This is a genomic window from Roseburia sp. OM03-7AC, from assembly GCF_003462625.1.
In the GTDB taxonomy this organism is placed as follows: Bacteria; Bacillota; Clostridia; order Lachnospirales; family Lachnospiraceae; genus Roseburia_C; species Roseburia_C amylophila.
Genome location: NZ_QTZJ01000001.1, coordinates 578,143 through 600,755, shown reverse-complemented (window position 1 = coordinate 600,755; position 22,613 = coordinate 578,143). Strand labels below are relative to the sequence as shown.

Below are 22,613 nucleotides of genomic sequence, written 5' to 3'. Positions count from 1 at the left end.
AGGATGCACACTGCGGCGTATAAGGTAGGTATCACTTAATTTTCTTGTTTTTTATAGCGTCTAACAAGTGATTTACATAACTTTTGATAAGCTCCGGCGATGAAAGAAATTTTTCCGTAAGTTCAAAGTAAGAAATTTTTTCCTTATAGTCGTGTTTAAAAGAAGGAGAAATAAGCTCTTCGTACTGTGGAAGAAAGCTTCCTTCATGCCGGGTATAGCAGGTGGCAGCGGTAGCCTGTCTGCGGTGTTCTTTATCGACATATGATGCTACACTTTTGTGCATTGCAGTATCTTCAGCCGGAAGATAATAATAATCCTTATAATTTGGAAAGAAATATTTCAGAGCATCCTCTTCTAAACGGACGGAGAGGGTGCATTTTTTGCCCTTTGCATAGAAATAAACAGAACCCATGCGGCAGGAAATATGCTTTGGAAATGGAAATTCCGGCTCAATAGAAAGAATCAGTTCTTTCTTTTTCTGTTGCTTATAATCTGTATATTCAGAAACAGAAGCACTGCAGGATAAATACTGTCCGTAAAACAGATGGACATAGGATAAGACGGGAAGTAATGCAGGCATATCCAGAACATCTTCGTAGTTGTGGAGCAGAAGAATTTCCAATTTATCCGGACGTGGTTCCCTGGTATACGAATGATAGATCTCAATCAATTCACCGCCGGAATATAAGTCATCCCTGCCAATACCAAGAAAAGCTTCGATGGTCTTCTGCTTGTAATTTGGCAGCTGGAGAATATGCTTTATCTGGGAAATGGATTTGAAAATATCCACATAAGTAAAATCAGCAAAGTGCTCGTTACATTCATAAGTATTGCATTTTGCTTTCAGATAAGGAATATCAAAGCCGATTCCATTGAAAGTGATAATTGTATCAAAACCGTCTAATAGCAAAAGAAACTGCTCAAGTACTTCTTTTTCTTCTTCCGGTGTTTCGGCAAAAAACTGTTTGATATAAAGCATCTGTTCTATGTGATAGGCACATCCAATCAGATAAAGACTGGTATGAGCCGGGGAAAATCCGGTAGTTTCGATATCGAAAAAGACAGAGGAAGCAGTGAATATTTCCTCATCTAAATTCGAAGCCGGACTATATGGAATTTCATGTACAATTGTTTTCATATCTGTCCTCCTGTTATTTTTTTATTATACACGATGTATGGGAAAAAAGTAATCATTCCTTGTTTAAAATCGACAAAAATATTGAGAAAAAATCTTTTTAGTGTGTCAAAAAATCCTAATTTGTGTTATAATACATTTTATGTTAAACGCATTGCATATGCAGTGCAATACTATCATAGAAAGAGGGGCACATAAGATGGGTTTAATGACATTTAAAGGTGGCGTCCATCCTTTCGAAGGAAAGGATTTATCAAAAGATAAGCCAATACGTGAATTATTACCCAAAGGTGAACTGGTATATCCGTTATCGCAGCATATTGGAGCACCGGCAACACCAATCGTAGCGGTAGGAGATTCCGTTTTGAAAGGGCAGAAGATAGCAGAAGCAGGCGGCTTCGTATCTGCACCAATCCATGCGTCCGTATCCGGAACTGTTAAGAAAATTGAGCCAAGAAGAGTTCCAACAGGTGATATGGTGAACTCCATTGTAATTGAAAGCGATGGTGAATTTAAGGAGGTAGAGTATCAGGCAGTAGAAGACGTCAGTGCTCTTTCCAAAGAAGAAATTATTAACCGTATAAAAGAAGCGGGAGTTGTTGGTATGGGTGGAGCAGGATTCCCAACCCACGTAAAATTATCTCCGAAGGAACCGGAAAAAATCGACTATATTATTGCCAACTGTGCAGAGTGTGAACCATATCTGACATCTGATTACCGCATCATGTTAGACCACACGGAAGAACTGGTAGAAGGCATGCGTATCATTCTCAGTATGTTTGAACATGCCAAGGGTGTATTTGCAGTCGAGAATAATAAACCGGATTGTATCGCAAAATTATTAGAATTAACGAAAGATGAGCCTCGTATGGAGGTCGCACCTCTTATGACAAAATATCCACAGGGTGGTGAACGTCAGCTTATTTATGCAGTAACCAAACGTGCAATTAATTCCAAGATGCTTCCGGCAGATGCAGGATGTATCGTAGATAATGTTGCAACCATGGTTGCCGTATACCATGCAGTAAAAGAAGGAAAACCTGTTACAAGCAGAATCTTTACAGTTACCGGTGATGCAGTAGAAGAGCCGGGTAACTTTGAGTTCTTAATCGGAACCAGTTTCCAGGAACTTTTAGATGCTGCCGGTGGATTTAAAGAGCAGCCGGAGAAAATTATTTCCGGTGGACCAATGATGGGCTTTTCAATGTTCGGATTAGATGTGCCGACAACCAAGACTACCTCAGCACTCCTTTGTATGACCAAAGATGAAGTGGCAGAAGCAGATGCAGATGCAACAGCATGCATCAATTGTGGGCGTTGCGTAGAAGCATGTCCGGAACAGATTGTTCCATCCAGATTATCTAAATTCTCAGAGCATGGAGATATGGCAGGATTTGAAAAATGGCATGGTCTTGAGTGCGTGGAATGTGGAAGCTGCAGTTTTATCTGCCCGGCAAAACGTCCGTTAGCACAGCTTATTAAGACAATGAAAAAACAGGTTCTTGCTGAAAAGAAAAAAAATAAATAACAAAGAAAGAGGTGGACTATTGTGAGTGAGTTATATCATGTATCATCATCACCACATGTACGAGCCAAAGATACAACAAGCAGAATCATGCTTTATGTAATTATAGCTCTGCTTCCAACAAGTATATTTGGTATTGTTAATTTTGGATATAAAGCAGCAGTATTGATTTTGGTATCTGTTGCAAGCTGTATTGCATCAGAGTGGATTTTCAATCTGATTGTACATAAGAAGAATACCGTCAGTGATTTAAGTGCGGTAGTTACCGGACTGTTACTTGCATTAAACCTGCCGGCATCCCTTCCATGGTGGGAAGCTGTAATCGGCAGTGTATTTGCAATCGTTATTGTTAAAATGATGTTTGGCGGACTGGGACAGAACTTTATGAACCCGGCACTGGGTGCAAGATGCTTTTTACTGATAGCATTTGCCGCAGACATGACAAACTTTACTGTAGATGGATATTCAGGAGCAACTCCACTGGCTCTGATCAGAGAACAGGGCGTTGGAGCTGTTAATACCATGAATATGTTAATTGGTAAGACCGCCGGAACCATCGGAGAGACATCCGCTATTGCTATCTTAATTGGAGCAATGTTCTTAATCCTGATGGGTGTCATTACACTTCGGATTCCGGGAACCTATATCATTACATTTGTAGTATTTATCAGCTTGTTCGGCGGACATGGCTTTGACATCGACTATATCGTTGCTGAGCTTTGTGGTGGTGGATTAATGCTTGGTGCATTCTTTATGGCAACCGACTATGTAACATCACCGATCACACCGAAGGGACAGATTTTATATGGAATTCTTTTAGGTATTCTTACCGGATTATTCCGTATCTTTGGAGCAAACGCAGAAGGTGTATCCTTTGCAATTATTTTAAGCAACCTTCTGGTTCCTATGATTGAAAGGATTACAATTCCAAAGGCCTTTGGACAGGTAAAGGAGGCAAAGCAGCATGAATAAGAAGATTGTACATGACGCGTTGATTTTAACCGTATTTACCGTAGTAATCGGATTTATTCTCGGACTGGTATATGAGATTACCAAGGATCCGATTGCAAAGGCAGAAGAGGCAACTGCACAGGCTGCATACAAAGCAGTGTTTGAAGATGCAGATTCTTTTTCCACCTATGATTTTGATGCAGAAGCCGCAGCCAGCCTGTTAGAGCAGAATGGTTACAGTGATGAAATCAATGGTGTGCAGGAAGCATTAGATAAAGATGGCAATGTATTAGGCTATGTGATTACTGTAACAGCTAAAGACGGAAGCCAGGGTAATATCACATTTTCTGTTGGCATAAAGAATGATGGAACCGTAAACGGCTATTCCGTTACCAGTATGTCAGAGACACCTGGACTTGGAGACAAGGCAAAGACAGAAGACTTCTCCAAACAGTATAAGAATAAGAATGTAGACAGCTTTACCGTTGTGAAACAGGCACCATCTGCTGATAACGAGATTGAAGCAATTTCCGGTGCAACCATTACATCAAAAGCAATGACCAATGGTGTAAATGCCTGCATTACATACTTCCAGAATGAATTGGAAGGAGGCGCTGAATAATGAATAAGTATTTAGAACGCGTATATAACGGATTGATTAAAGAAAATCCTACCTTTGTACTGATGCTTGGTATGTGTCCGACACTGGCAGTAACCACATCAGCAATGAATGCACTGGGAATGGGGTTATCTACAACAGTGGTATTGATTTTCTCTAACCTGTTGATTTCCTTATTCCGTAAAGCAATTCCAAATGGTGTCAGAATGCCGGCATACATTGTTATCGTAGCATCTTTGGTAACCATTGTAGAATTTATTATGAAGGCTTATACACCGGCACTGGCTAAACAGCTTGGTGTATATATCCCTCTTATTGTTGTTAACTGTATTATCCTTGGACGAGCAGAAAGCTATGCATCTAAAAATCCACCTGTATTGTCTATCTTAGATGGTGTTGGTATGGGACTTGGATTTACCTTCGGATTAACCTGTATCGGTATTGTCCGTGAGATTTTAGGTGCAGGACAGTTGTTTGGATTCCAGATTCTTTCACTGAAATGGTATACACCAATCAATATCTTTGTTATGGCACCGGGTGCATTCTTGGTACTGGCATTCTTAGTTGCTTTAATGAGTATTGTTCGTCAGAAGATGGAAGCAAAAGGCAAACCACTGGCAGAGCCTGCCGGCTGTATCAGTGGAGACTGTGCCGGATGTAGCATGTCTGCAACCTGCAGCGAAAAAGAGAAGAAAGCTGCAGATGCAGAGGAAAAAAGTGAATAGGAGGAATATGACAGATGCAGACATTATTATTGATTGCAATTGGTTCGGCCATTGTAAATAACGTAGTATTAAGCCAGTTCCTTGGTATCTGTCCTTTCTTGGGTGTATCAAAGAAAACAGAGACCGCTGCTGGAATGGGTGGAGCCGTTATCTTTGTCATAACGATATCCTCCTTTGTTACCTCATTGATTTATAAGTTTATACTGATTCCGACGGGAACACAGTATTTACAGACTATTGTATTTATCCTTGTAATCGCAGCACTGGTACAGTTTGTAGAAATGTTCTTAAAGAAATCCATGCCTGCTCTTTATAAGAGCCTTGGAGTGTATCTTCCTTTGATTACAACCAACTGTGCAGTATTAGGTGTAGCACTTACCAACGTAACCAAAGAGTATGGTATCTTAGAGGGCGTTGTAAACGGTTTTGCAACCGCATTTGGATTCTTTATTGCTATTACAATTATGGCAGGAATTCGTGAAAAAATTGAATATAATGATATCCCTAAGCCATTTAAAGGAACAGCAATTGTGTTAATTACAGCATGTCTGATGTCCATTGCATTTATGGGCTTCTCAGGAATGATTTAGGAGGAAAGAAAAGATGAGTGTACAGGCAATTATTATTGCAGCCGTTATTGTAGGCGGCGTAGGACTTTTTATTGGATTTTTCCTCGGCGTTTCCGGAGAAAAGTTCAAAGTAGAAGTAGATGAAAGGGAAGAAGCAATTGTTGGTGTTCTTCCTGGAAATAACTGTGGTGGTTGTGGTTATGCCGGATGTTCCGGTCTTGCAGCTGCTATTGTAAAAGGTGATGCCCCGGTCAATGGATGTCCTGTTGGTGGTGCGCCGGTTGCAGCAAAAGTCGGTGAAATCATGGGAGTTGCTGCAGAAGAAGGCGCAAAGCAGGTTGCCTTTGTAAAATGTGCAGGAACCTGTGAAAAAGCCGGTCATGATTATGAATATACCGGAGTAGAAGATTGTGCTGCTATGGCATTTATTCCGGGCGGCGGAGCAAAGAGCTGTAGCTATGGCTGCCTTGGCTTTGGAAACTGTGTAAAGGCATGTCCGTTTGATGCAATCCATGTTGTAGATGGTATTGCAAAGGTGGATAAGGAAGTATGTAAGGCATGTGGAAAATGTGTTGCAGCCTGTCCGAAGCACTTGATTGAGCTGGTACCATATGAAGCAAAGCATCTGGTACAGTGCAGTTCCAAGGATAAAGGCAAAGACGTTATGAAAGCCTGCTCCGTAGGTTGTATTGGCTGTCATCTCTGTGAGAAGAACTGTCCAAATGATGCAGTTCATGTCGTAGATAATGTGGCTTATATCGACCAGGAGAAATGTACCGGATGTGGCATTTGTGCCGAGAAATGTCCGAAGAAGATTATTTTATAATCGTTTCTGTGATAGAAAGAACGGGATTGTCATTGATTTGGCAGTCCCGTTTTGCGTAGTTGATGTTATATAAGGATTGGATATGAGAAAATTTAGAGAAAAGTATATTGGAAATAAAGATTTTTATAAAATGGTTCTGCTGGTAGCTATTCCAATTATGATACAGAATGCCATCACTAACTTTGTGAGTCTTTTGGACAATATCATGGTAGGACTGGTTGGAACGGAGCAGATGTCCGGTGTCGCAATCATCAATCAGTTGATGCTGGTTTACAATATCTGTATTTTTGGAGCAGTATCCGGTGCAGGCATTTTTGGGGCACAGTTTTATGGAAAAGGGGACCATAAAGGAGTGCGGAATGCCTTCCGTTTTAAAATTGTAGCCTGTGGTTTCTTAGCAGTCATATGGATGCTGATATTTGGCTTTGCAAATGAACCGTTAATTCGGCTGTTTTTGCATGAAGGAGGAAGCACGGGAGATATTGAAGCTACATTATTGTATGCAAAACAGTATTTACAGACGGTAATGCCATCCATGGTTCCTTTTGCATTGATTCAGGCATATGCCCAGACATTACGTGAAACAGGAGAAACGGTTCTTCCGATGAAAGCCGGAATTGCTTCTGTAGCAGTAAATCTGATATTTGACTATGTATTAATATTTGGTGCATTTGGACTGCCTGCATTAGGAGTAAGAGGTGCAGCGGCAGCAACCGTATTGGCAAGAGTTGTGGAATGCATTATTGTTGTCTTGTGGACCCATGCGAGAGCAGATAAGAATCATTTTATTGTAGGAGCTTACCGTGATTTTAAAATACCGGGAACACTGGTACGACAGATTATCATAAAAGGAACACCATTGCTTTTAAATGAGACTTTATGGGCTGGAGGAATGGCAGTCCTGATGCAGTGTTATTCCACAAGAGGTCTTGCTGTTGTAGCTGGATTTAATATATCAAATACAGTAGCCAATCTTTTTAATGTTGTATTTATTGCGTTGGGAAGTGCGATATCCATCATTGTAGGACAGCAGCTTGGTGCTGGTAAATTGGAAGAGGCGGTGGATACGGACCGCAAGATGATTGTATTTTCTGTATTTTGTTGTTTTGTTATAGGAGCCTGCATGTTTGCGATTGCTCCGTTCTTTCCAAGAATATACAATACGACAGAAGAAGTACGTGGACTGGCAAAACAATTTATCCGGATTGCATCAGCCTGCATGCCGTTATATGGATTTATGCATGCAACCTATTTCACACTGCGTTCCGGTGGCAGGACAGTCATTACCTTTCTTTTTGACAGTGTCTATATCTGGGTGGTAGATATTCCACTGGCATTTGTGTTAACCAGATTTACAGGAGTTCCGATCGTATCTATTTATTTATCCTGTCAGTTGATAGAGATTATAAAATGCATCATCGGATATGTTATGGTAAAGAAGAAAATCTGGGTCAACAATATGGTTATGGAGCAGCAATAGGATTATGTTTACATTCCATGAAATGGAATATTGCTGCCGATGCCGGAAGTGGTATGAAGTTCGTAATCGTCGGTGATAAAAATGGCTTCCGTGTCATCCAAGGATTCTATCAGCTTCATGCCGTCCTCTAATCCTAAAGCAAAACAGGTGGTGGAAAGTCCGTCACCATCTACGGATTTCGGACAGATAATGGTGACACCCAGCAGGTTATTGTCATAAGGATAACCGGTTTTCGGATTTAAAATGTGGTGATAGAAGTTATCACCCACATAGAAATAACGTTCATAAACACCGGAACTTACTACCGTTTCATCAGAGACTTCAACACTGGCAATGGCAGTGCCGTCATCGGAAAATGGTTTCTGGATACCGATATTATAGTTGCTTCCATCTGGTTTATCACCCAGCGTAAGGACATTGCCTCCAAGGTTAATCATGCCGGAGGTAATGTCTTTTTCATTTAAATAATCTTTCATTTTATCAGCAATATAACCTTTGGCGATGCCTCCCAAGTCAATCATGGCATCCGGATTGGAAAGACTAACTTCGTTTCCATTAATAACAATCGCATGATAGTCGATGGTGGAAAGTGTGGCTTCAATATCAGATTCAGATGGAACCGTACCGCTGTTATTTGGAAAGTCCCAGAGGGAAGACAATTTACCAATGGTGATATCGAACTGTCCCAGGCTTAAATCACCATAATAAATACCTTTTTGTAATAATTCAATCGTATCATCATCCACAGTAACCGGTGTGCCACCAGCATTGTTTATTTTACTGATATCGCTGTCTGCGATGGTATTGCTGAAAAGGTTCTCATAATGGGAAGCAAGCTTGAAGCAGTCATCAATATAAGAAGCATTTTCTTCTCCATATAGTGTAATAGTAATGACTGTATTAAAATAAAAATCAGATTTGGAAACGGGTTCTTTGCTGCGTCCGCATCCCACGAAGGAGAAGGAGCAGAAGAAGAGAAAGAAAGCAAGTAAACTGCAGGTTAATTTATAAGAAAATATCGTCTTTTTTGTTTTCATCATGTATACTCCGGTTCTTTTAAAATCATATAGCACAAGCATAGCACAAGGAAGATAAAATTTACAGATGATTTTTTTCGAAAGGTATGATAAAGTATAAAATGTATGCATATGAATAAAAAATTATAATCGGCATTCAGATAGTGAATATGCCGTAGATGATTAAGAGGCGGAAAAATGGATACACAGTTGCGTGAAACATTAAAGAATAAGAAGCGTGTAATTGTAAAAATCGGTTCTTCATCTCTTTTACACGAAGAGACTGGAAAATTAAATCTTTTAAAACTGGAACGTTTGGTAAGAGAATTATGTGATATTAAGAATCAGGGCATGGATGTATGCCTGGTCAGCTCCGGGGCTATTGCAGTAGGAAGACAGTCCATGGGATTCAAAGAAAGACCGGAGAAAATAGCTGTAAAACAGGCATGTGCGGCAGTGGGACAGGCGAGACTTATGATGACTTATCAAAAGCTTTTTTCAGAGTACCACCAGAATGTGGGACAGGTTCTTATGACAAAAAAAACTATGGTTGATAACGTGTCGAGAAAAAATGCCCAGAATACTTTTGAAGAATTGTTTGAAATGGGAATTATACCAATTGTAAATGAAAATGATACCGTATCTACTTATGAGATGCAGTTTGGTGATAACGATTCCCTGTCGGCTATTGTAGCCTCATTGGTAGGAGCAGATTTGTTGATTCTTTTATCTGATATTGACGGGTTGTATACGGATGATCCGAGAAAGAATCCAAAAGCCGAATTGATACCGGTAGTAGAAAAAATTGATAATCGGATTGAAAACATGGCAGGAGATACAGTAGGTAGTGATGTTGGTACCGGTGGAATGACCACCAAATTAACGGCAGCAAGGATTGCAACCTTATCCGGAGCAGATATGATTATTGCCAATGCAAAGGATGTGGGAGTTCTGCATCAGATTTTCGAAGGAAAACAGGTGGGAACCTTTTTCAAAGCCAATAAAAATGATGATTTCTATATTGCAGATTATGTAGAAGAAAGCATGGAGTAAAAAGATGATTGAAAATATAATAGCAAGAATCAATGAATTATATCATAAATCCCAGAAAGAAGGACTGACACCGGAAGAAAAGGAAGAACAGGCAGCACTTCGCAAGGAATACATAGCAAGTGTAAAGCGGAATCTGAAGGGACAGTTAGATAATATTGATATGGTAAATGCAGATGGAACGGTAACCAATCTGGGAGAAAAATATGGAAACAAAGGCAAGCATCAGAACTAAGTATAAGACACTGCGAAATGCAATGCCGGAGAATATTGTAAGAGAAGAATCCCAAAGGATTTGTCAGAATATCAGTACCTGGGAAATCTTTCAGAAAGCACAAAATTGTTTCTTTTATTATCCCCTTGGGAAAGAAGCTTCTTTATTGCCTTTTTTTAAAGAAAGTATTCAAAAAAGAGCAGCTTTTCCCCGGGTACGTGGAGAAGAAATGGATTTTTGTGAAGTCAATAGTACAGATGATTTTCAGGAAGGGTATTTTCATGTGATGGAGCCAAAGGATGAGATACCGGCGATGGATTTAGCAGAACTTGAGCAGGAGGAAACAATTGTATTCACACCGGGACTGGTCTTTGATATTAACGGTGGAAGAAGCGGATATGGTAAGGGCTTTTATGATCGTTTTTTTCAGAAAAATAAGAAAGTAATCCGGGTTGGAATTGCATTATCCTGTCAGCTTGCAGAACAGGTACCTATGGAGGCTTATGATATTCTGATGGATTATCTTGTAACACCGGAGAAGATTTATAAAGTAACGGATAACAGAGACGAAAATAAGTAGCAGGAGGGAATTATGGAATTACAGGAATTAGGTAAGAGAGCAAAAGCAGCAGAAGTCATCATGCGGAATATGGGCATGAAAGAAAAAGAAAAGATTTTGCTTGAAGTTGCAGAACATTTAGTAGAAGATACCGATGCTATTTTAGCAGCAAACCAGAAGGATATGGATGCAGGAAGAGAAGCCGGAATGCATCAGGGACTTTTAGACCGTCTGATGTTAAATAAAGAGCGTATTGCACAGATGGCAGAAGGAATCCGCCAGGTAGCAGAATTAGAAGATCCGGTAGGAGAAGTCCTTTCCATGAAACAGCGCCCGAATGGACTTATGATTGGAAAGAAGCGTGTACCATTAGGTGTCATTGGAATTATTTATGAATCACGTCCAAATGTAACAGCAGATGCCTTTGCTTTGTGCTTTAAAACTGGAAATACCGTGATTTTAAAAGGTGGAAGTGATGCCATTCATTCCAATATGGCAATCGTAAAGAGCATCAATGAAACTTTAAGTAATAACCAGCTGCCGGAAGGAGTGCTTTCTTTAATCGAAGATACCAGCCGGGAAACTGCTACTGCATTTATGAAAATGAATGAGTATGTGGATGTACTGATTCCAAGAGGTGGCTCAGGACTGATTCGTGCTGTGGTAGCAAATGCTACAATTCCGGTGATTGAGACCGGTACCGGTAACTGCCACATTTATGTGGATGAAACCGCAGACCTTGATATGGCGGTGAATATCATTAATAATGCCAAAACACAGCGCATCGGTGTATGCAATGCCTGTGAATCTTTAGTGCTGCATGAGAGCATCGTAGATGAACTGATGCCACGCCTTTCTGCAAAATTATCCGAAAGCCATGTAGAAATCCGTGGGGATGAGCGGGTTCAGAAAGCTACAAAAGATGCAGTGGCTGCAACAGAAAAAGACTGGGGCACCGAATATTTGGATTATATTATTTCTGCAAAGACAGTTTCAGATATTGATGAAGCCATTACACATATCAATAAATATAATACCGGACATTCGGAAGCAATCATTACCAATAATTATGAGCATGCGCAGAAGTTCTTAAATGAGATTGATGCTGCTGCTGTTTATGTGAATGCATCCACACGTTTTACCGACGGATTTGAGTTTGGCTTTGGGGCAGAAATCGGAATCAGTACCCAGAAGCTGCATGCCAGAGGACCGATGGGCTTAGAATCACTGACGACCACCAAATATATCATTTATGGGGATGGCCAGATCAGAGAATAATAAGAAAAATATTAAGAAAACAGGAAAAGAAATGAGAGAAATAGAAAAGATAAATCACACCGGTGAAGTTCCGGTAATGGAACCGCAGAGACAATTTTATTTTATGGACCTTGCAAAGCAGTATGTGACGCAGATTTCCAGGAAGAAAGGCAGACCGCTCACCTTTCATGTGACAACTTTTGGGTGCCAGATGAATGCCAGAGATTCCGAAAAGTTATGTGGAATTTTAGAGACCGTAGGTTTTGAAGAGACCGATTCCGAGGAAGCAGATTTTGTCATTTATAATACCTGTACCGTACGTGAAAATGCCAACAATAAGGTTTACGGACGTCTGGGATATTTAAGCGGCTTTAAGAAAAAGAATAAAGATATGATGATTGCATTATGCGGCTGTATGATGCAGGAACCGGAGGTTGTGGAAAAATTAAAACAGAGTTATCGTTTTGTAGACCTGGTTTTCGGAACCCATAATATCTTTAAATTTGCAGAACTTCTGGTACGCTGCTTTGAAGAGCAGAAAATGGTGATTGACATCTGGGATGATACGAAAGAAATTGTAGAAGAACTTCCGGTAGAACGGAAATACAGCTTTAAGTCCGGTGTTAATATTATGTTTGGCTGCAATAATTTCTGCAGTTACTGTATTGTGCCATATGTAAGAGGAAGAGAACGCAGCAGAAAACCGCAGGATATCATAAGAGAAATTGAAAAATTGGTAGCAGATGGTGTAGTAGAGGTTATGCTCTTAGGACAGAATGTCAATTCCTATGGAAAGAACTTAGATACACCAGTGACCTTTGCACAGCTCTTACAGGAAGTAGAAAAGATTGAAGGTCTGGAAAGAATCCGGTTCATGACATCCCATCCAAAGGATTTATCCGATGAACTGATTGAAGTAATGAAGAATTCCAAGAAAATCTGCAGACATCTTCATCTGCCGCTTCAGTCCGGCAGCAGCAGAGTGTTAAAAGAAATGAACCGTCACTATGACAAGGAGCATTATCTTGCACTGGTTGAAAAAATCAAAAAAGCAATGCCGGATCTGGCAATTACAACCGACATTATTGTAGGATTCCCGGGAGAAACCGAAGAAGATTTCTTAGAGACCATGGATGTGGTAAGACAGGTAGAGTATGACAGCGCGTTTACGTTTATTTATTCAAAACGTACCGGAACGCCTGCTGCCAAAATGGAAAATCAGATTCCGGAAGATGTGATAAAAGACCGTTTTGACCGGCTGTTAAAACTGGTACAGGAGATTTCCGCAAAGAAAGCCGGAGCATTAACCGGAAGCGTGCAGGATGTATTAGTTGAAGAATTAGATGAACAGCAGGAAGGCCTTGTAACCGGAAGATTATCCAATAACTCAGTGGTACATCTGCCGGGTGATGTATCCATGATTGGAACTATCGTACCGGTACATTTAAAAGAATGCAAAGGCTTTTATTATATGGGAGAGGTTGCAGAGTAAATGAACCGTCGTTTTGGAAAAAATGATATTCTGTTGCTGGGAATTCTTGCAGTAGTTATTCTGGTGTTTTATGTGGGAATGACCTCTGCATTACGAAGCGGTGACAGTATTATCATTACGGTAAATGGCAGTGAATATGGCAGATATTCCCTGTCAGAAAATAAAGAGATTCCAATTAAAATAGATGGAAAAGTTACCAATATCGTAACGATTGAAAATGGGACTGCCTATATGCTTGAGGCGGACTGCCCGGATCAGTTGTGTATGCATCAGAACGCAATTTCCAAAGATAAAGAATCCATTATCTGTCTGCCAAACCGGGTTGTAGTAACCGTAGAAAGTGAGCAGAAAAATACATTGGATGATGTGGCAGGGTAGGTGAAAGCATGAAGAAAAGTGTAGCATATCTTGGCGTGTTTTTGGCACTGGCCATGATATTAAGTTATGTGGAAGCAATATTGCCCTTTGCCATTGGAATACCGGGAGTAAAGCTTGGACTTGCCAACCTTGTTACGGTGCTGATGCTGTATCTGATTGGCTGGAGAGAGGCTCTTTGTGTATCGGTGCTTCGTATTGTGCTTACCGGAATTTTATTTGGAAATTTGGTCAGCATCTGTTATGGACTTGCCGGCGGATTATTAAGCTTTGTACTTATGTTTATTCTGATTCGGATAAACCGTTTTCATGTAGTTACAGTCAGTATCTGTGGCGGAATCATACATAATATGGGTCAGCTTATCGTAGCAGGATTTCTGGTAAGTTCATACCATGTCATTTACTATATGCCGGTTTTATTGATTGCAGGCTTTGTGACGGGTGCCCTGATTGGAATTGTGGCAAAGGAAGTAGGAGGAAGATTATGTATTCATATATCAAAGGCGAATTATCCGAAATAGTGGCAGAGAATCATATTGTCGTTGAAAATGGCGGAATCGGCTATAATATTTATATTCCGGGACAGGTATTATCTCTGCTACCGGGAGTTGGCGAAGAAGTAAAAATCTATACTTATCTTTGTGTCAGAGAGGATGCATTTATTTTATATGGTTTTCTTACCAGAGATGATTTGAATGTATTTAAATTGCTGATTGGTGTATCCGGAATCGGACCAAAGGGTGCACTGGCAATTCTTTCTGTCATGTCAACGGATGATTTGCGTTTTGCAGTATTGTCTGATGATGCAAAAGCAATTGCAAAAGCTCCAGGTGTTGGAAATAAGACGGCACAGCGGTTGATTATAGAATTAAAAGACAAGCTTAGTTTAGAGGATGCCTTTGAACAGAAATTAAGCCATACACAGGAAGCTGTTTCTGGTAACGGCTTAAAAGGAATCCGCAATGAAGCAGTAGAGGCACTGGTTTCACTGGGTTATTCTTCCACAGAGGCTTTGAAGGTTCTTCGTGATATTGAAATTACGGAAGACAGTTCGGTAGAAGATATTTTAAAACTGGCATTGAAGCAGATGGCATTCTTATAAGAGGAGCAGAAAATGGAAAAACGTGTAATTTCAACGCAGATGCAGGATGAAGATATCAAAATCGAAAAAACACTGCGTCCGATGACCTTGGATGAATATATTGGTCAGGAGAAAGCAAAAGCAAATCTTAAAGTGTATATAGAGGCTGCAAAACAGCGTGGAGAGTCCTTAGACCATGTATTGTTTTATGGTCCTCCGGGACTTGGTAAGACTACTCTTGCCGGCATTATTGCCAATGAAATGGGTGTACATATGAAAGTCACTTCCGGTCCGGCAATTGGAAAGCCGGGAGAAATGGCAGCTATTTTAAGTAATCTTGCAGAAGGTGACATTTTATTTGTAGATGAGATTCATCGTCTGAACCGGCAGGTAGAGGAAGTATTATATCCTGCCATGGAGGATTATGTCATTGACATTATGGTGGGAAAAGGCGCAACTGCCCGTTCAATCCGCCTTGATTTACCGCATTTTACGCTGGTGGGTGCCACTACCAGAGCCGGACTTTTATCGGCACCCTTAAGAGACCGTTTTGGAGTGGTTCATCATCTTGAATTTTATAATGTGGAGGAACTTAAGACAATTATTGTCCATTCTGCAAAAAAGTTAGAGGTAAAGATTGATGAGGAAGGTGCAATCGAATTGGCACGCCGTTCCAGAGGAACGCCGCGTCTTGCCAACCGCCTTTTAAAGAGGGTGCGTGATTTTGCACAGGTGCAGTACAATGGTGAAATTACCAAAGAAGTAGCATCCTTTGCACTGGATTTACTGGAAGTAGACAAGATGGGATTAGACCAGAATGACAGGAACATTTTGCTTACGATTATTGAAAAATTCCAGGGTGGTCCGGTAGGGCTGGATACCCTTGCGGCAGCGATTGGGGAAGATGCCGGAACCATAGAGGATGTTTATGAACCATATCTTGTAAAGAATGGATTTATCAACCGGACACCAAAGGGAAGGGTCGCAACAGAATTTGCATATCATCACTTTGGAATAGAGGGCTAAGAAAATAGTTGTTTTTCGACAGATTTATAGCTATAATATGCTATATGTAGTAGTCAGAGAATATTTTTAGGCAGATACGCAGAGAGGAAATGAAAATGGCAGCAAAAAATAATACAGAAGTGATTATTGATGGAAAAGTATATACTTTAAGTGGATATGAGAGTCAGGAGTATTTACAGAAGGTAGCAACTTATATCAATGATAAGATTGCAGAATTTAAAATGCTGGATGAATATAAGAGAATTCCAAGTGATATGCGTTCCACATTGCTGGCATTGAACATTGCAGATGATTACTTCAAAGCGAAAAATCAGGTTGAAAAATTAGAGCAGGATTTAGAGGTAAAAGACCGTGAAATCTATGATTTAAAGCATGAACTGATTTCCAACCAGATCCGCATGGAAAGTGATGCCAAGTCATTAAAGGATCTGGAAAAAGAAAATAAAGAGCTGCTTTTAAATAAGACCAGATTAGAAGCAACCTTAGAAGATGCTTTACTTGGTAAAGTAGATAAACTTGAAAAACCGGAAAAAACTGAAAAACCAGAGGAAAAGAAAACAGACCATACGGAAGAAAAGAAAGAGGAAAAGCCTTCCGGAAAGAAAGCGTAATAGAGAATAAAAACTATGAAAGGGGGCAGACATTTATCTGTCCCTTTTGTTGCCATAGGAGATGAGGAAAGATGAAAGAGTTAGAACTTTTAGCACCGGCAGGTTCCTTGAAAACATTAAAGGCAGTCATTCATGCCGGAGCAGATGCCGTATATCTTGGCGGAAGTATGTTCGGTGCAAGAGCATATGCCAATAATTTTAACAAAGAAGAATTATTAGAAGCAATCCGTTTCGGACATATTCATGGACGCAAAATTATTCTTGCGGTGAATACTCTGTTAAAAGAATATGAATTAGGACAGCTCTATGATTATCTGCACCCTTATTATGAAGCGGGATTAGATGCTGTCATCGTGCAGGATATGGGCGTTATGGAGTTTATCAAAACTCATTTTCCAAATCTTCCGATACATACCAGTACCCAGATGACCATTACCAATGTAGAGGGAGCCAGGCTTTTAAAGGAACAGGGTGTAGAGCGTGTGGTGACAGCGAGAGAAATGTCCTTAGAAGAAATTCAAAGAATCCATGATGAAGTAGGCGTGGAACTGGAAAGCTTTATTCATGGCGCATTGTGTTACTGTTATTCCGGACAGTGCCTTTTCAGTAGTATCATCGGCGGAAGAAGCGGAAACCGTGGCAGATGTGCACAGCCATGCCGCCTTTCCTATGAAGTATTGCAGGGAGAAAAAAGTCTTACCGGACATCATGCAACACCGATTCTGAGCCTTAAGGATATGTGTACACTGCCATTTTTGTATGAACTGGCAGACCATGGGGTATATTCCTTTAAGATAGAAGGACGGATGAAGACACCGGAGTATGCTGCCGGTGTAGTAAGTATTTACCGAAAATATATGGATTCCTATCTGGATGGAAGCCGTATTCCGGTGGAGAAGAAGGATATCAGGGCACTTTTAGAACTTGGAAACCGAGGTGGCTTTACCAACGGATATTACTATCATCATAATGACAGTGATATGCTAAGCGGAGAGAGTGCTTCCCATAATAAGAGAGAAGGTGTTCTTCAGGATAACATCCGTAGAGAATATGTAGACACAGAATTAAAAGAAAAGATTAAAGGAAAGTTAATATTAAATAAAGAATGCCCTGCTAAGATAGAAGTGCAATATGGAAAAATAAAAGTTTTTTATCAGGGAGATATGGTTCTTGTAGCGCAGAATCGTCCGTTGACGAAAGAAGTTGTAACAGAAAAGGTTACAAAGACCGGAAATACACCATTTGTTTTTGAAAAGCTTGAAGTTACAATGGATGATGATATTTTTATGCCGGTAAACCAGTTGAACCAGCTGCGAAGAGGTGCGTTGGAAGCATTAGAAGAAGCGTTGTTGAAACCTTATGAAAGAACGCTTCCAGAATTGGTGGAAACTTCTTCCTCTGAAACAGATAGGCAGACAACAGGAAATGCCATAAAAGAAAAGCAGATTTCCGGACAGTCATTATCACAGACTTCTGGACAACAATCCGCCGGTTCATCCACAGAAGTCCGGGTACTGATTGAAGACGCAGAACAGCTTCCGGCAGTATTAAAAGCCGATTTCGTGGATACGGTTTATCTTGATTGTATGTTGTATACAAGAGAAAATCTGATCCGCAAGTTAAGTGAGGATATAGACAGGGTACAGGCATCCGGTAAGAAAGCATTTTATGTATTCCCGTTTATTTTCCGGCAGCAGACCAGTCTTTTTTATGAAAAAATCATGCCGGAGCTAAAAAAGCTTCCATTAGATGGTATTATGGTGCGGAGTCTTGATGAGATTGCGTTTATAAAGGAATGGGGCAATGAAAACTGGCAGATGGTATCCGACAGTAATTTATATACCTATTCCAATGAAGCAGCAGAATATTTTTATCATCTTGGAATGATGCAGGATACAATTCCGGTGGAATTGAACCGGAAGGAGATTTTAAGAAGAGAAAACAGCCGGTCTGAAATGATTATCTATGGCAGACTTCCGCTTATGATAACGGCACAGTGTATTCATAAGAACACGTTGGGCTGTATGCATCAGCCTGACGTGCTGACCTTAAAAGACCGTTATTCGGTACATTTTCCGGTGAAAAATTTCTGCCCGGAATGTTATAATGTAATTTATAATTCGCTTCCGGTCTGCCTCTTTAAGGAAGACGCAACCGTGAAAAAGATTGCACCGGCTGCCGTGAGACTTTCCTTTACGACAGAGACGGAAGAAGAGACAGAACAGATTTTAACAATTTATGGCGATATTTATAAAAATGGTGGCATTTTGGGGCAGCTGCCAATGGAATGCACCAATGGTCATTTTAAACGAGGCGTAGAATAAAGCAGAGGTATTTATGGTTCATTTAATTGTGGAGTTATCAAAATATGCACTGATTATTCTGTTTTCCGTGTATACATATGAATGTTTTGCGGTATTCCGGAATATATCAGAACGAAAACAGGAAAAGAAATTCAGGCGGCAGGCAAGAATTTTGTATGCGATTCATTTTACGGCATATTTAGTTATATTTGCGGTGACAGAGGATGCATATACTTTTATTTTTTATCTGGCGCAGATAATTCTTCTTGTTGTGGTACGGAATGTGTACAAATTATGTTATCCGACGGCTTCAAGTCTTTTGGTTAATAATATGTGTATGCTTATGATTATCGGGTTTATTATTCTGACTCGCCTGAATTTTGGACATGCTATCAAGCAGTTTGCGATTGCAGCGGTATCCTGTGTGATTTCCCTTGTGATTCCGGTGATGATACGGAGGATGGGATTTTTCCGGAATCTTACCTGGATTTATGCGGCAATCGGTATTGTGGGACTTGGTATTGTATGTATCGCAGGAAGCACCAGCTATGGAGCAAAGATTTCCTTTACCATAGCAGGAATTACGGTACAGCCGTCTGAATTTATTAAGATTCTTTTTGTGTTTTTTGTGGCTGCCATGTATCATAAATCAACGGAATTCCGTCAGGTGGTAATTACCACTTTGATTGCAGCACTGCATGTATTGATTCTGGTATTATCCAGGGATTTAGGTGGCGCATTGATTTTCTTTGTGGCTTATATGGCAATGCTTTATGTGGCAACGAGAAAACCACTCTATTTTGCTGGTGGACTGCTGGCGGGAAGTGTAGCGGCAGTAATTGCCTATAAATTATTTAACCATGTCAGAGTCCGTGTGGTGGCATGGAAAACACCTCTAAAAGTAATTGACAAAGAGGGCTATCAGATCTGCCAGTCACTTTTTGCAATCGGGACCGGAGGCTTTTTCGGTCTGGGGTTATATCAGGGCATGCCAAATAAAATTCCGGTAGTAGAGCAGGATTTTATTTTTGCAGCAATTTCAGAAGAACTGGGTGGAATGTTTGCTCTGTGTCTGATTTTGGTCTGTGTAAGCTGTTTCCTGATGTTTTTAAATATTGCCATGCAGTTAAAGGATTCCTTTTATAAGCTGGTGGCACTTGGACTTGGAACGATTTACGGATTTCAGGTATTCTTAACCATTGGCGGAGTAACAAAATTTATTCCATCCACCGGAGTAACCCTTCCGTTAGTCAGCTATGGAGGAAGCTCCATGTTAAGTACATTGATTATATTTGGCATTATTCAGGGATTATATATTTTGCGGGAAGACGAAGGAGTGTCACATAATGAAAAAGGAGAATATAAATCAGCAAAAAAGAAAGCAAAATCGGGATTCGAAACAGAAGTCAGGGACCTCAGTTAGTAAGAATAAAGAATTTGCAGTGATTACTTATCTTTTCCTTGCTATCTTTATCTGCCTGATGGGATATATGGTATATTTTCAGATGGTAAAAAGCGAAGATTTTATCAATAGTCCATATAATAGCAGGCAGGATACTTTTGCAGACCGTGTGGTCAGAGGAAAGATTATGTCAGCAGATGGCAAAGTTTTAGCCGAGACCGTAGTGGATGCTGCCGGTAATGAAACCAGAAAATATCCTTATGGTAATATGTATGCGCATGTGGTCGGTTTTTCCACCAATGGAAAGTCAGGTATTGAATCCAATATGAACTTTAATCTTTTACGTTCCCATTCTTTTGTATTAGAGCGTATGTTTAACGAGATTAAAGATGAAAAAAGCATGGGAGACAATGTGGTTACCACGTTGGATTCCACTTTGCAGGAAACTGCATATCAGGCATTGGGTAATTATGATGGTGCAGTTGTTGTGATGGAGCCTTCCACCGGAAAAGTGCTTGCCATGGTGTCCAAACCGGATTTTGACCCGAATACTATTGCGGCAGACTGGGATTCCATTATTTCAGAAGATAATAATAACTCGGTTCTTTTAAACCGGGCGACCCAGGGATTATATCCGCCTGGTTCTACTTTTAAAATAATTACAACTTTAGAATATATCCGGGAAAATCCGGATTATGAGAATTACAGTTATAGCTGTAACGGAAGTATTACAGAGAATGATTTTACAATACACTGTTATAATAATGCCGTGCATGGAACGCAGGATTTGAAGCAGTCCTTTGCAAATTCCTGTAATTCATCTTATGCCAATATCGGATTATCTTTGGACACAGATTCTCTTTCGGACCTTTGTTCAAATCTGATGTTTGATAAGACACTGCCGGGAAACTTTGAAACAAGTAAAAGTCAGTTTAAATTAACAGATGAATCCCCGGAAAGTATGAAAATGCAGACGGCAATCGGACAGGGAGAGACGCTGGTAACACCACTCCATATGTTATTGATTACCAGTGCAATTGCCAACGATGGAATTCTGATGAAACCTTATGTGGTAGACCATACGGAAAATGAAAATGGTATAGAAGTAAAGAAATATGAGCCGGCTGCAAGCAAGCAGCTTCTTTCGGAAAAAGAAGCAAAGACCATGCAGGAATTTATGGCAGGTGTAGTTGCAGATGGTACTGCATCCAAGTTAAATGGGCAGAGTTATACTGCATACGGCAAGACTGGCTCCGCAGAGTTTAATAACAATAAGGGAGAAAGCCATTCCTGGTTTGTTGGATATGCACACCGGGAGGATAAGGAAGATATTGCAGTTGTTGTAATTGCAGAAGGTGCAGGTGCAGGCAGTACCGTTGCAGTTCCAGCAGCAAAACAGGTTTTTGATGTATATTACAGATAAATGAAAACAGATAGGATGACATGCTGCGTCAGGAATCATCCGGGACTTCTGAAATGGATTGTTGCATCCTTATGAAAAAAGGGGTATACTGTTTGTTAAACAAAAGGTAGTGACCACATCAGGAGGTATTGCAATGATTGAAGCAACAAGTTGTGGTGGTGTGGTAATATTTCGGGGTAAGGTGCTTGTTCTTTATAAGAATTATAAGAATAAGTACGAAGGCTGGGTGCTTCCAAAGGGAACAGTAGAACCCGGGGAAGAATTCAAAGATACCGCAGCAAGAGAGGTATTGGAGGAAACGGGCGTAGATGCATCCATAATCAAATATGTCGGGAAGAGCCAGTATAGCTTTACTGTGCCAGAAGATACGGTGGAGAAACAGGTACATTGGTATCTGATGATGGCAGACAGTTATTACAGTAAGCCACAACGTGAAGAGTTCTTTGTAGATTCCGGATATTATAAATATCATGAAGCCTATCATCTTTTAAAATTTGCCAATGAGAAGCAGATTTTGGAAAAAGCTTATAATGAATATCTGGATTTGAAAAAGTGTAATCTGTGGGGAACCCACAAATATTATTAGAGCAGCCATCTGACTGCTTTTTTAAATCAGATATGAGGTGTAGCATGCATTGGTATTCTAATTTATATCTGGGAGAAAGGCTGAAAAATCAGGAAGCAAAGGTAAAAAGCAGAGTGGAGCGGAATGTGCCACAGCCGTCGCTTTATCTTCTGACCCTTCCGTCAAATGAAGAGAATCTTCTGGATATTATACCGGCAACAGATTTATTACAAAAGGCATATCCGAAGAAAGAACTTTTTATTATCGGTCTGGAAAAAGGATATGACGCAGCATTAGAGATGTCAGCAGCAATTGTGAATGATATTTATCATAAAACAGGAACATTTGAAGTGCGTAAATTTGTACTGAAACAGCAGACTCGTAAAAATACTGAAATGGAGACATGAGG

Annotated in this window: 24 protein-coding genes; 22 read left to right on the top strand and 2 right to left on the bottom strand. The window is 40.2% G+C overall.

Annotation, left to right across the window (positions count from 1 at the left end):
• Positions 1 to 31: 31 nt before the first annotated feature.
• Entirely contained in the window at positions 32 to 1,138 is a 1,107-nt protein-coding gene (locus tag DXB39_RS02980; RefSeq protein WP_117841013.1) for a ribonuclease H-like domain-containing protein, read from the bottom strand.
• A 196-nt stretch (positions 1,139 to 1,334) separates the two neighbouring features.
• Between DXB39_RS02980 and rsxC the strand changes: the two genes are divergently transcribed.
• The 7 genes from rsxC to DXB39_RS02945 all read left to right on the top strand — a co-directional run bounded on the left by rsxC (position 1,335) and on the right by DXB39_RS02945 (position 7,830).
• Positions 1,335 to 2,663 carry an electron transport complex subunit RsxC gene (gene rsxC, locus DXB39_RS02975; protein WP_117841014.1) on the top strand — a complete coding sequence of 443 codons (1,329 nt, stop codon included), beginning with the start codon at positions 1,335 to 1,337 and terminating at the stop codon, positions 2,661 to 2,663.
• A 21-nt stretch (positions 2,664 to 2,684) separates the two neighbouring features.
• Entirely contained in the window at positions 2,685 to 3,632 is a 948-nt protein-coding gene (locus DXB39_RS02970; protein ID WP_022243740.1) for an RnfABCDGE type electron transport complex subunit D, read from the top strand.
• Positions 3,625 to 4,233: an RnfABCDGE type electron transport complex subunit G gene (locus tag DXB39_RS02965; protein WP_117841015.1), complete on the top strand. Its 609-nt coding sequence runs from the start codon at positions 3,625 to 3,627 to the stop codon at positions 4,231 to 4,233. Before DXB39_RS02970 ends, DXB39_RS02965 begins: the two co-directional genes overlap by 8 nt.
• On the top strand, positions 4,233 to 4,955 hold the full coding sequence (rsxE, locus tag DXB39_RS02960) for an electron transport complex subunit RsxE (RefSeq protein WP_022243742.1): 723 nt from the start codon (positions 4,233 to 4,235) through the stop codon (positions 4,953 to 4,955). Before DXB39_RS02965 ends, rsxE begins: the two co-directional genes overlap by 1 nt.
• A 14-nt stretch (positions 4,956 to 4,969) precedes the next feature.
• The gene (gene rsxA, locus DXB39_RS02955; protein WP_022243743.1) at positions 4,970 to 5,545 is read left to right on the top strand and encodes an electron transport complex subunit RsxA; all 576 of its coding nucleotides are present in this window, start codon (positions 4,970 to 4,972) and stop codon (positions 5,543 to 5,545) included.
• 13 nt (positions 5,546 to 5,558) lie between these two features.
• The gene (locus DXB39_RS02950; protein WP_117698415.1) at positions 5,559 to 6,350 is read left to right on the top strand and encodes an RnfABCDGE type electron transport complex subunit B; all 792 of its coding nucleotides are present in this window, start codon (positions 5,559 to 5,561) and stop codon (positions 6,348 to 6,350) included.
• Between the two features lie 82 nt (positions 6,351 to 6,432).
• On the top strand, positions 6,433 to 7,830 hold the full coding sequence (locus DXB39_RS02945; RefSeq protein WP_117841016.1) for an MATE family efflux transporter: 1,398 nt from the start codon (positions 6,433 to 6,435) through the stop codon (positions 7,828 to 7,830).
• Between the two features lie 8 nt (positions 7,831 to 7,838).
• Here DXB39_RS02945 and DXB39_RS02940 read toward each other — a convergent pair whose 3' ends face one another.
• Positions 7,839 to 8,870 carry an FAD:protein FMN transferase gene (locus DXB39_RS02940; RefSeq protein ID WP_330416447.1) on the bottom strand — a complete coding sequence of 344 codons (1,032 nt, stop codon included), beginning with the start codon at positions 8,868 to 8,870 and terminating at the stop codon, positions 7,839 to 7,841.
• Positions 8,871 to 9,044: 174 nt separating this feature from the next.
• Between DXB39_RS02940 and proB the strand changes: the two genes are divergently transcribed.
• The 15 genes from proB to DXB39_RS02865 all read left to right on the top strand — a co-directional run bounded on the left by proB (position 9,045) and on the right by DXB39_RS02865 (position 22,611).
• The gene (proB, locus tag DXB39_RS02935) at positions 9,045 to 9,899 is read left to right on the top strand and encodes a glutamate 5-kinase (protein ID WP_117698413.1); all 855 of its coding nucleotides are present in this window, start codon (positions 9,045 to 9,047) and stop codon (positions 9,897 to 9,899) included.
• Positions 9,900 to 9,903: 4 nt separating this feature from the next.
• A complete protein-coding gene (locus DXB39_RS02930; RefSeq protein WP_022243748.1) occupies positions 9,904 to 10,131 on the top strand; it encodes a DUF896 domain-containing protein in 228 nt (75 codons plus the stop codon).
• On the top strand, positions 10,103 to 10,690 hold the full coding sequence (locus tag DXB39_RS02925) for a 5-formyltetrahydrofolate cyclo-ligase (protein WP_117841018.1): 588 nt from the start codon (positions 10,103 to 10,105) through the stop codon (positions 10,688 to 10,690). Before DXB39_RS02930 ends, DXB39_RS02925 begins: the two co-directional genes overlap by 29 nt.
• A gap of 12 nt (positions 10,691 to 10,702) precedes the next feature.
• Positions 10,703 to 11,947 (top strand): glutamate-5-semialdehyde dehydrogenase, encoded by a 1,245-nt coding sequence (locus DXB39_RS02920; protein ID WP_117841019.1) that lies wholly within the window; start codon positions 10,703 to 10,705, stop codon positions 11,945 to 11,947.
• A gap of 31 nt (positions 11,948 to 11,978) precedes the next feature.
• The gene (gene miaB, locus DXB39_RS02915) at positions 11,979 to 13,418 is read left to right on the top strand and encodes a tRNA (N6-isopentenyl adenosine(37)-C2)-methylthiotransferase MiaB (protein ID WP_117841245.1); all 1,440 of its coding nucleotides are present in this window, start codon (positions 11,979 to 11,981) and stop codon (positions 13,416 to 13,418) included.
• Positions 13,419 to 13,796 (top strand): NusG domain II-containing protein, encoded by a 378-nt coding sequence (locus DXB39_RS02910; RefSeq protein ID WP_117841020.1) that lies wholly within the window; start codon positions 13,419 to 13,421, stop codon positions 13,794 to 13,796.
• Between the two features lie 8 nt (positions 13,797 to 13,804).
• Positions 13,805 to 14,314 (top strand): Gx transporter family protein, encoded by a 510-nt coding sequence (locus DXB39_RS02905; protein WP_117841021.1) that lies wholly within the window; start codon positions 13,805 to 13,807, stop codon positions 14,312 to 14,314.
• Positions 14,278 to 14,895, top strand: a complete 618-nt coding sequence (gene ruvA, locus DXB39_RS02900) for a Holliday junction branch migration protein RuvA (protein ID WP_117841022.1) — start codon at positions 14,278 to 14,280, stop codon at positions 14,893 to 14,895. The genes DXB39_RS02905 and ruvA overlap by 37 nt, the downstream gene beginning before the upstream one ends.
• A gap of 12 nt (positions 14,896 to 14,907) precedes the next feature.
• Positions 14,908 to 15,900, top strand: coding sequence for a Holliday junction branch migration DNA helicase RuvB (ruvB, locus tag DXB39_RS02895; RefSeq protein WP_022243755.1), 993 nt, complete (start codon positions 14,908 to 14,910; stop codon positions 15,898 to 15,900).
• 95 nt (positions 15,901 to 15,995) lie between these two features.
• Entirely contained in the window at positions 15,996 to 16,511 is a 516-nt protein-coding gene (locus tag DXB39_RS02890) for a cell division protein ZapA (protein WP_117698409.1), read from the top strand.
• 71 nt (positions 16,512 to 16,582) lie between these two features.
• Positions 16,583 to 18,835 carry a peptidase U32 family protein gene (locus DXB39_RS02885; protein ID WP_117841023.1) on the top strand — a complete coding sequence of 751 codons (2,253 nt, stop codon included), beginning with the start codon at positions 16,583 to 16,585 and terminating at the stop codon, positions 18,833 to 18,835.
• Between the two features lie 13 nt (positions 18,836 to 18,848).
• Entirely contained in the window at positions 18,849 to 20,237 is a 1,389-nt protein-coding gene (locus DXB39_RS02880; protein ID WP_117841024.1) for an FtsW/RodA/SpoVE family cell cycle protein, read from the top strand.
• Positions 20,161 to 21,639 (top strand): peptidoglycan D,D-transpeptidase FtsI family protein, encoded by a 1,479-nt coding sequence (locus tag DXB39_RS02875; protein ID WP_117841025.1) that lies wholly within the window; start codon positions 20,161 to 20,163, stop codon positions 21,637 to 21,639. The genes DXB39_RS02880 and DXB39_RS02875 overlap by 77 nt, the downstream gene beginning before the upstream one ends.
• Before the next feature lie 133 nt (positions 21,640 to 21,772).
• Positions 21,773 to 22,225 (top strand): NUDIX hydrolase, encoded by a 453-nt coding sequence (locus tag DXB39_RS02870; protein WP_022243760.1) that lies wholly within the window; start codon positions 21,773 to 21,775, stop codon positions 22,223 to 22,225.
• A 44-nt stretch (positions 22,226 to 22,269) separates the two neighbouring features.
• Entirely contained in the window at positions 22,270 to 22,611 is a 342-nt protein-coding gene (locus DXB39_RS02865; RefSeq protein ID WP_022243761.1) for a hypothetical protein, read from the top strand.
• Positions 22,612 to 22,613 lie beyond the last annotated feature (2 nt).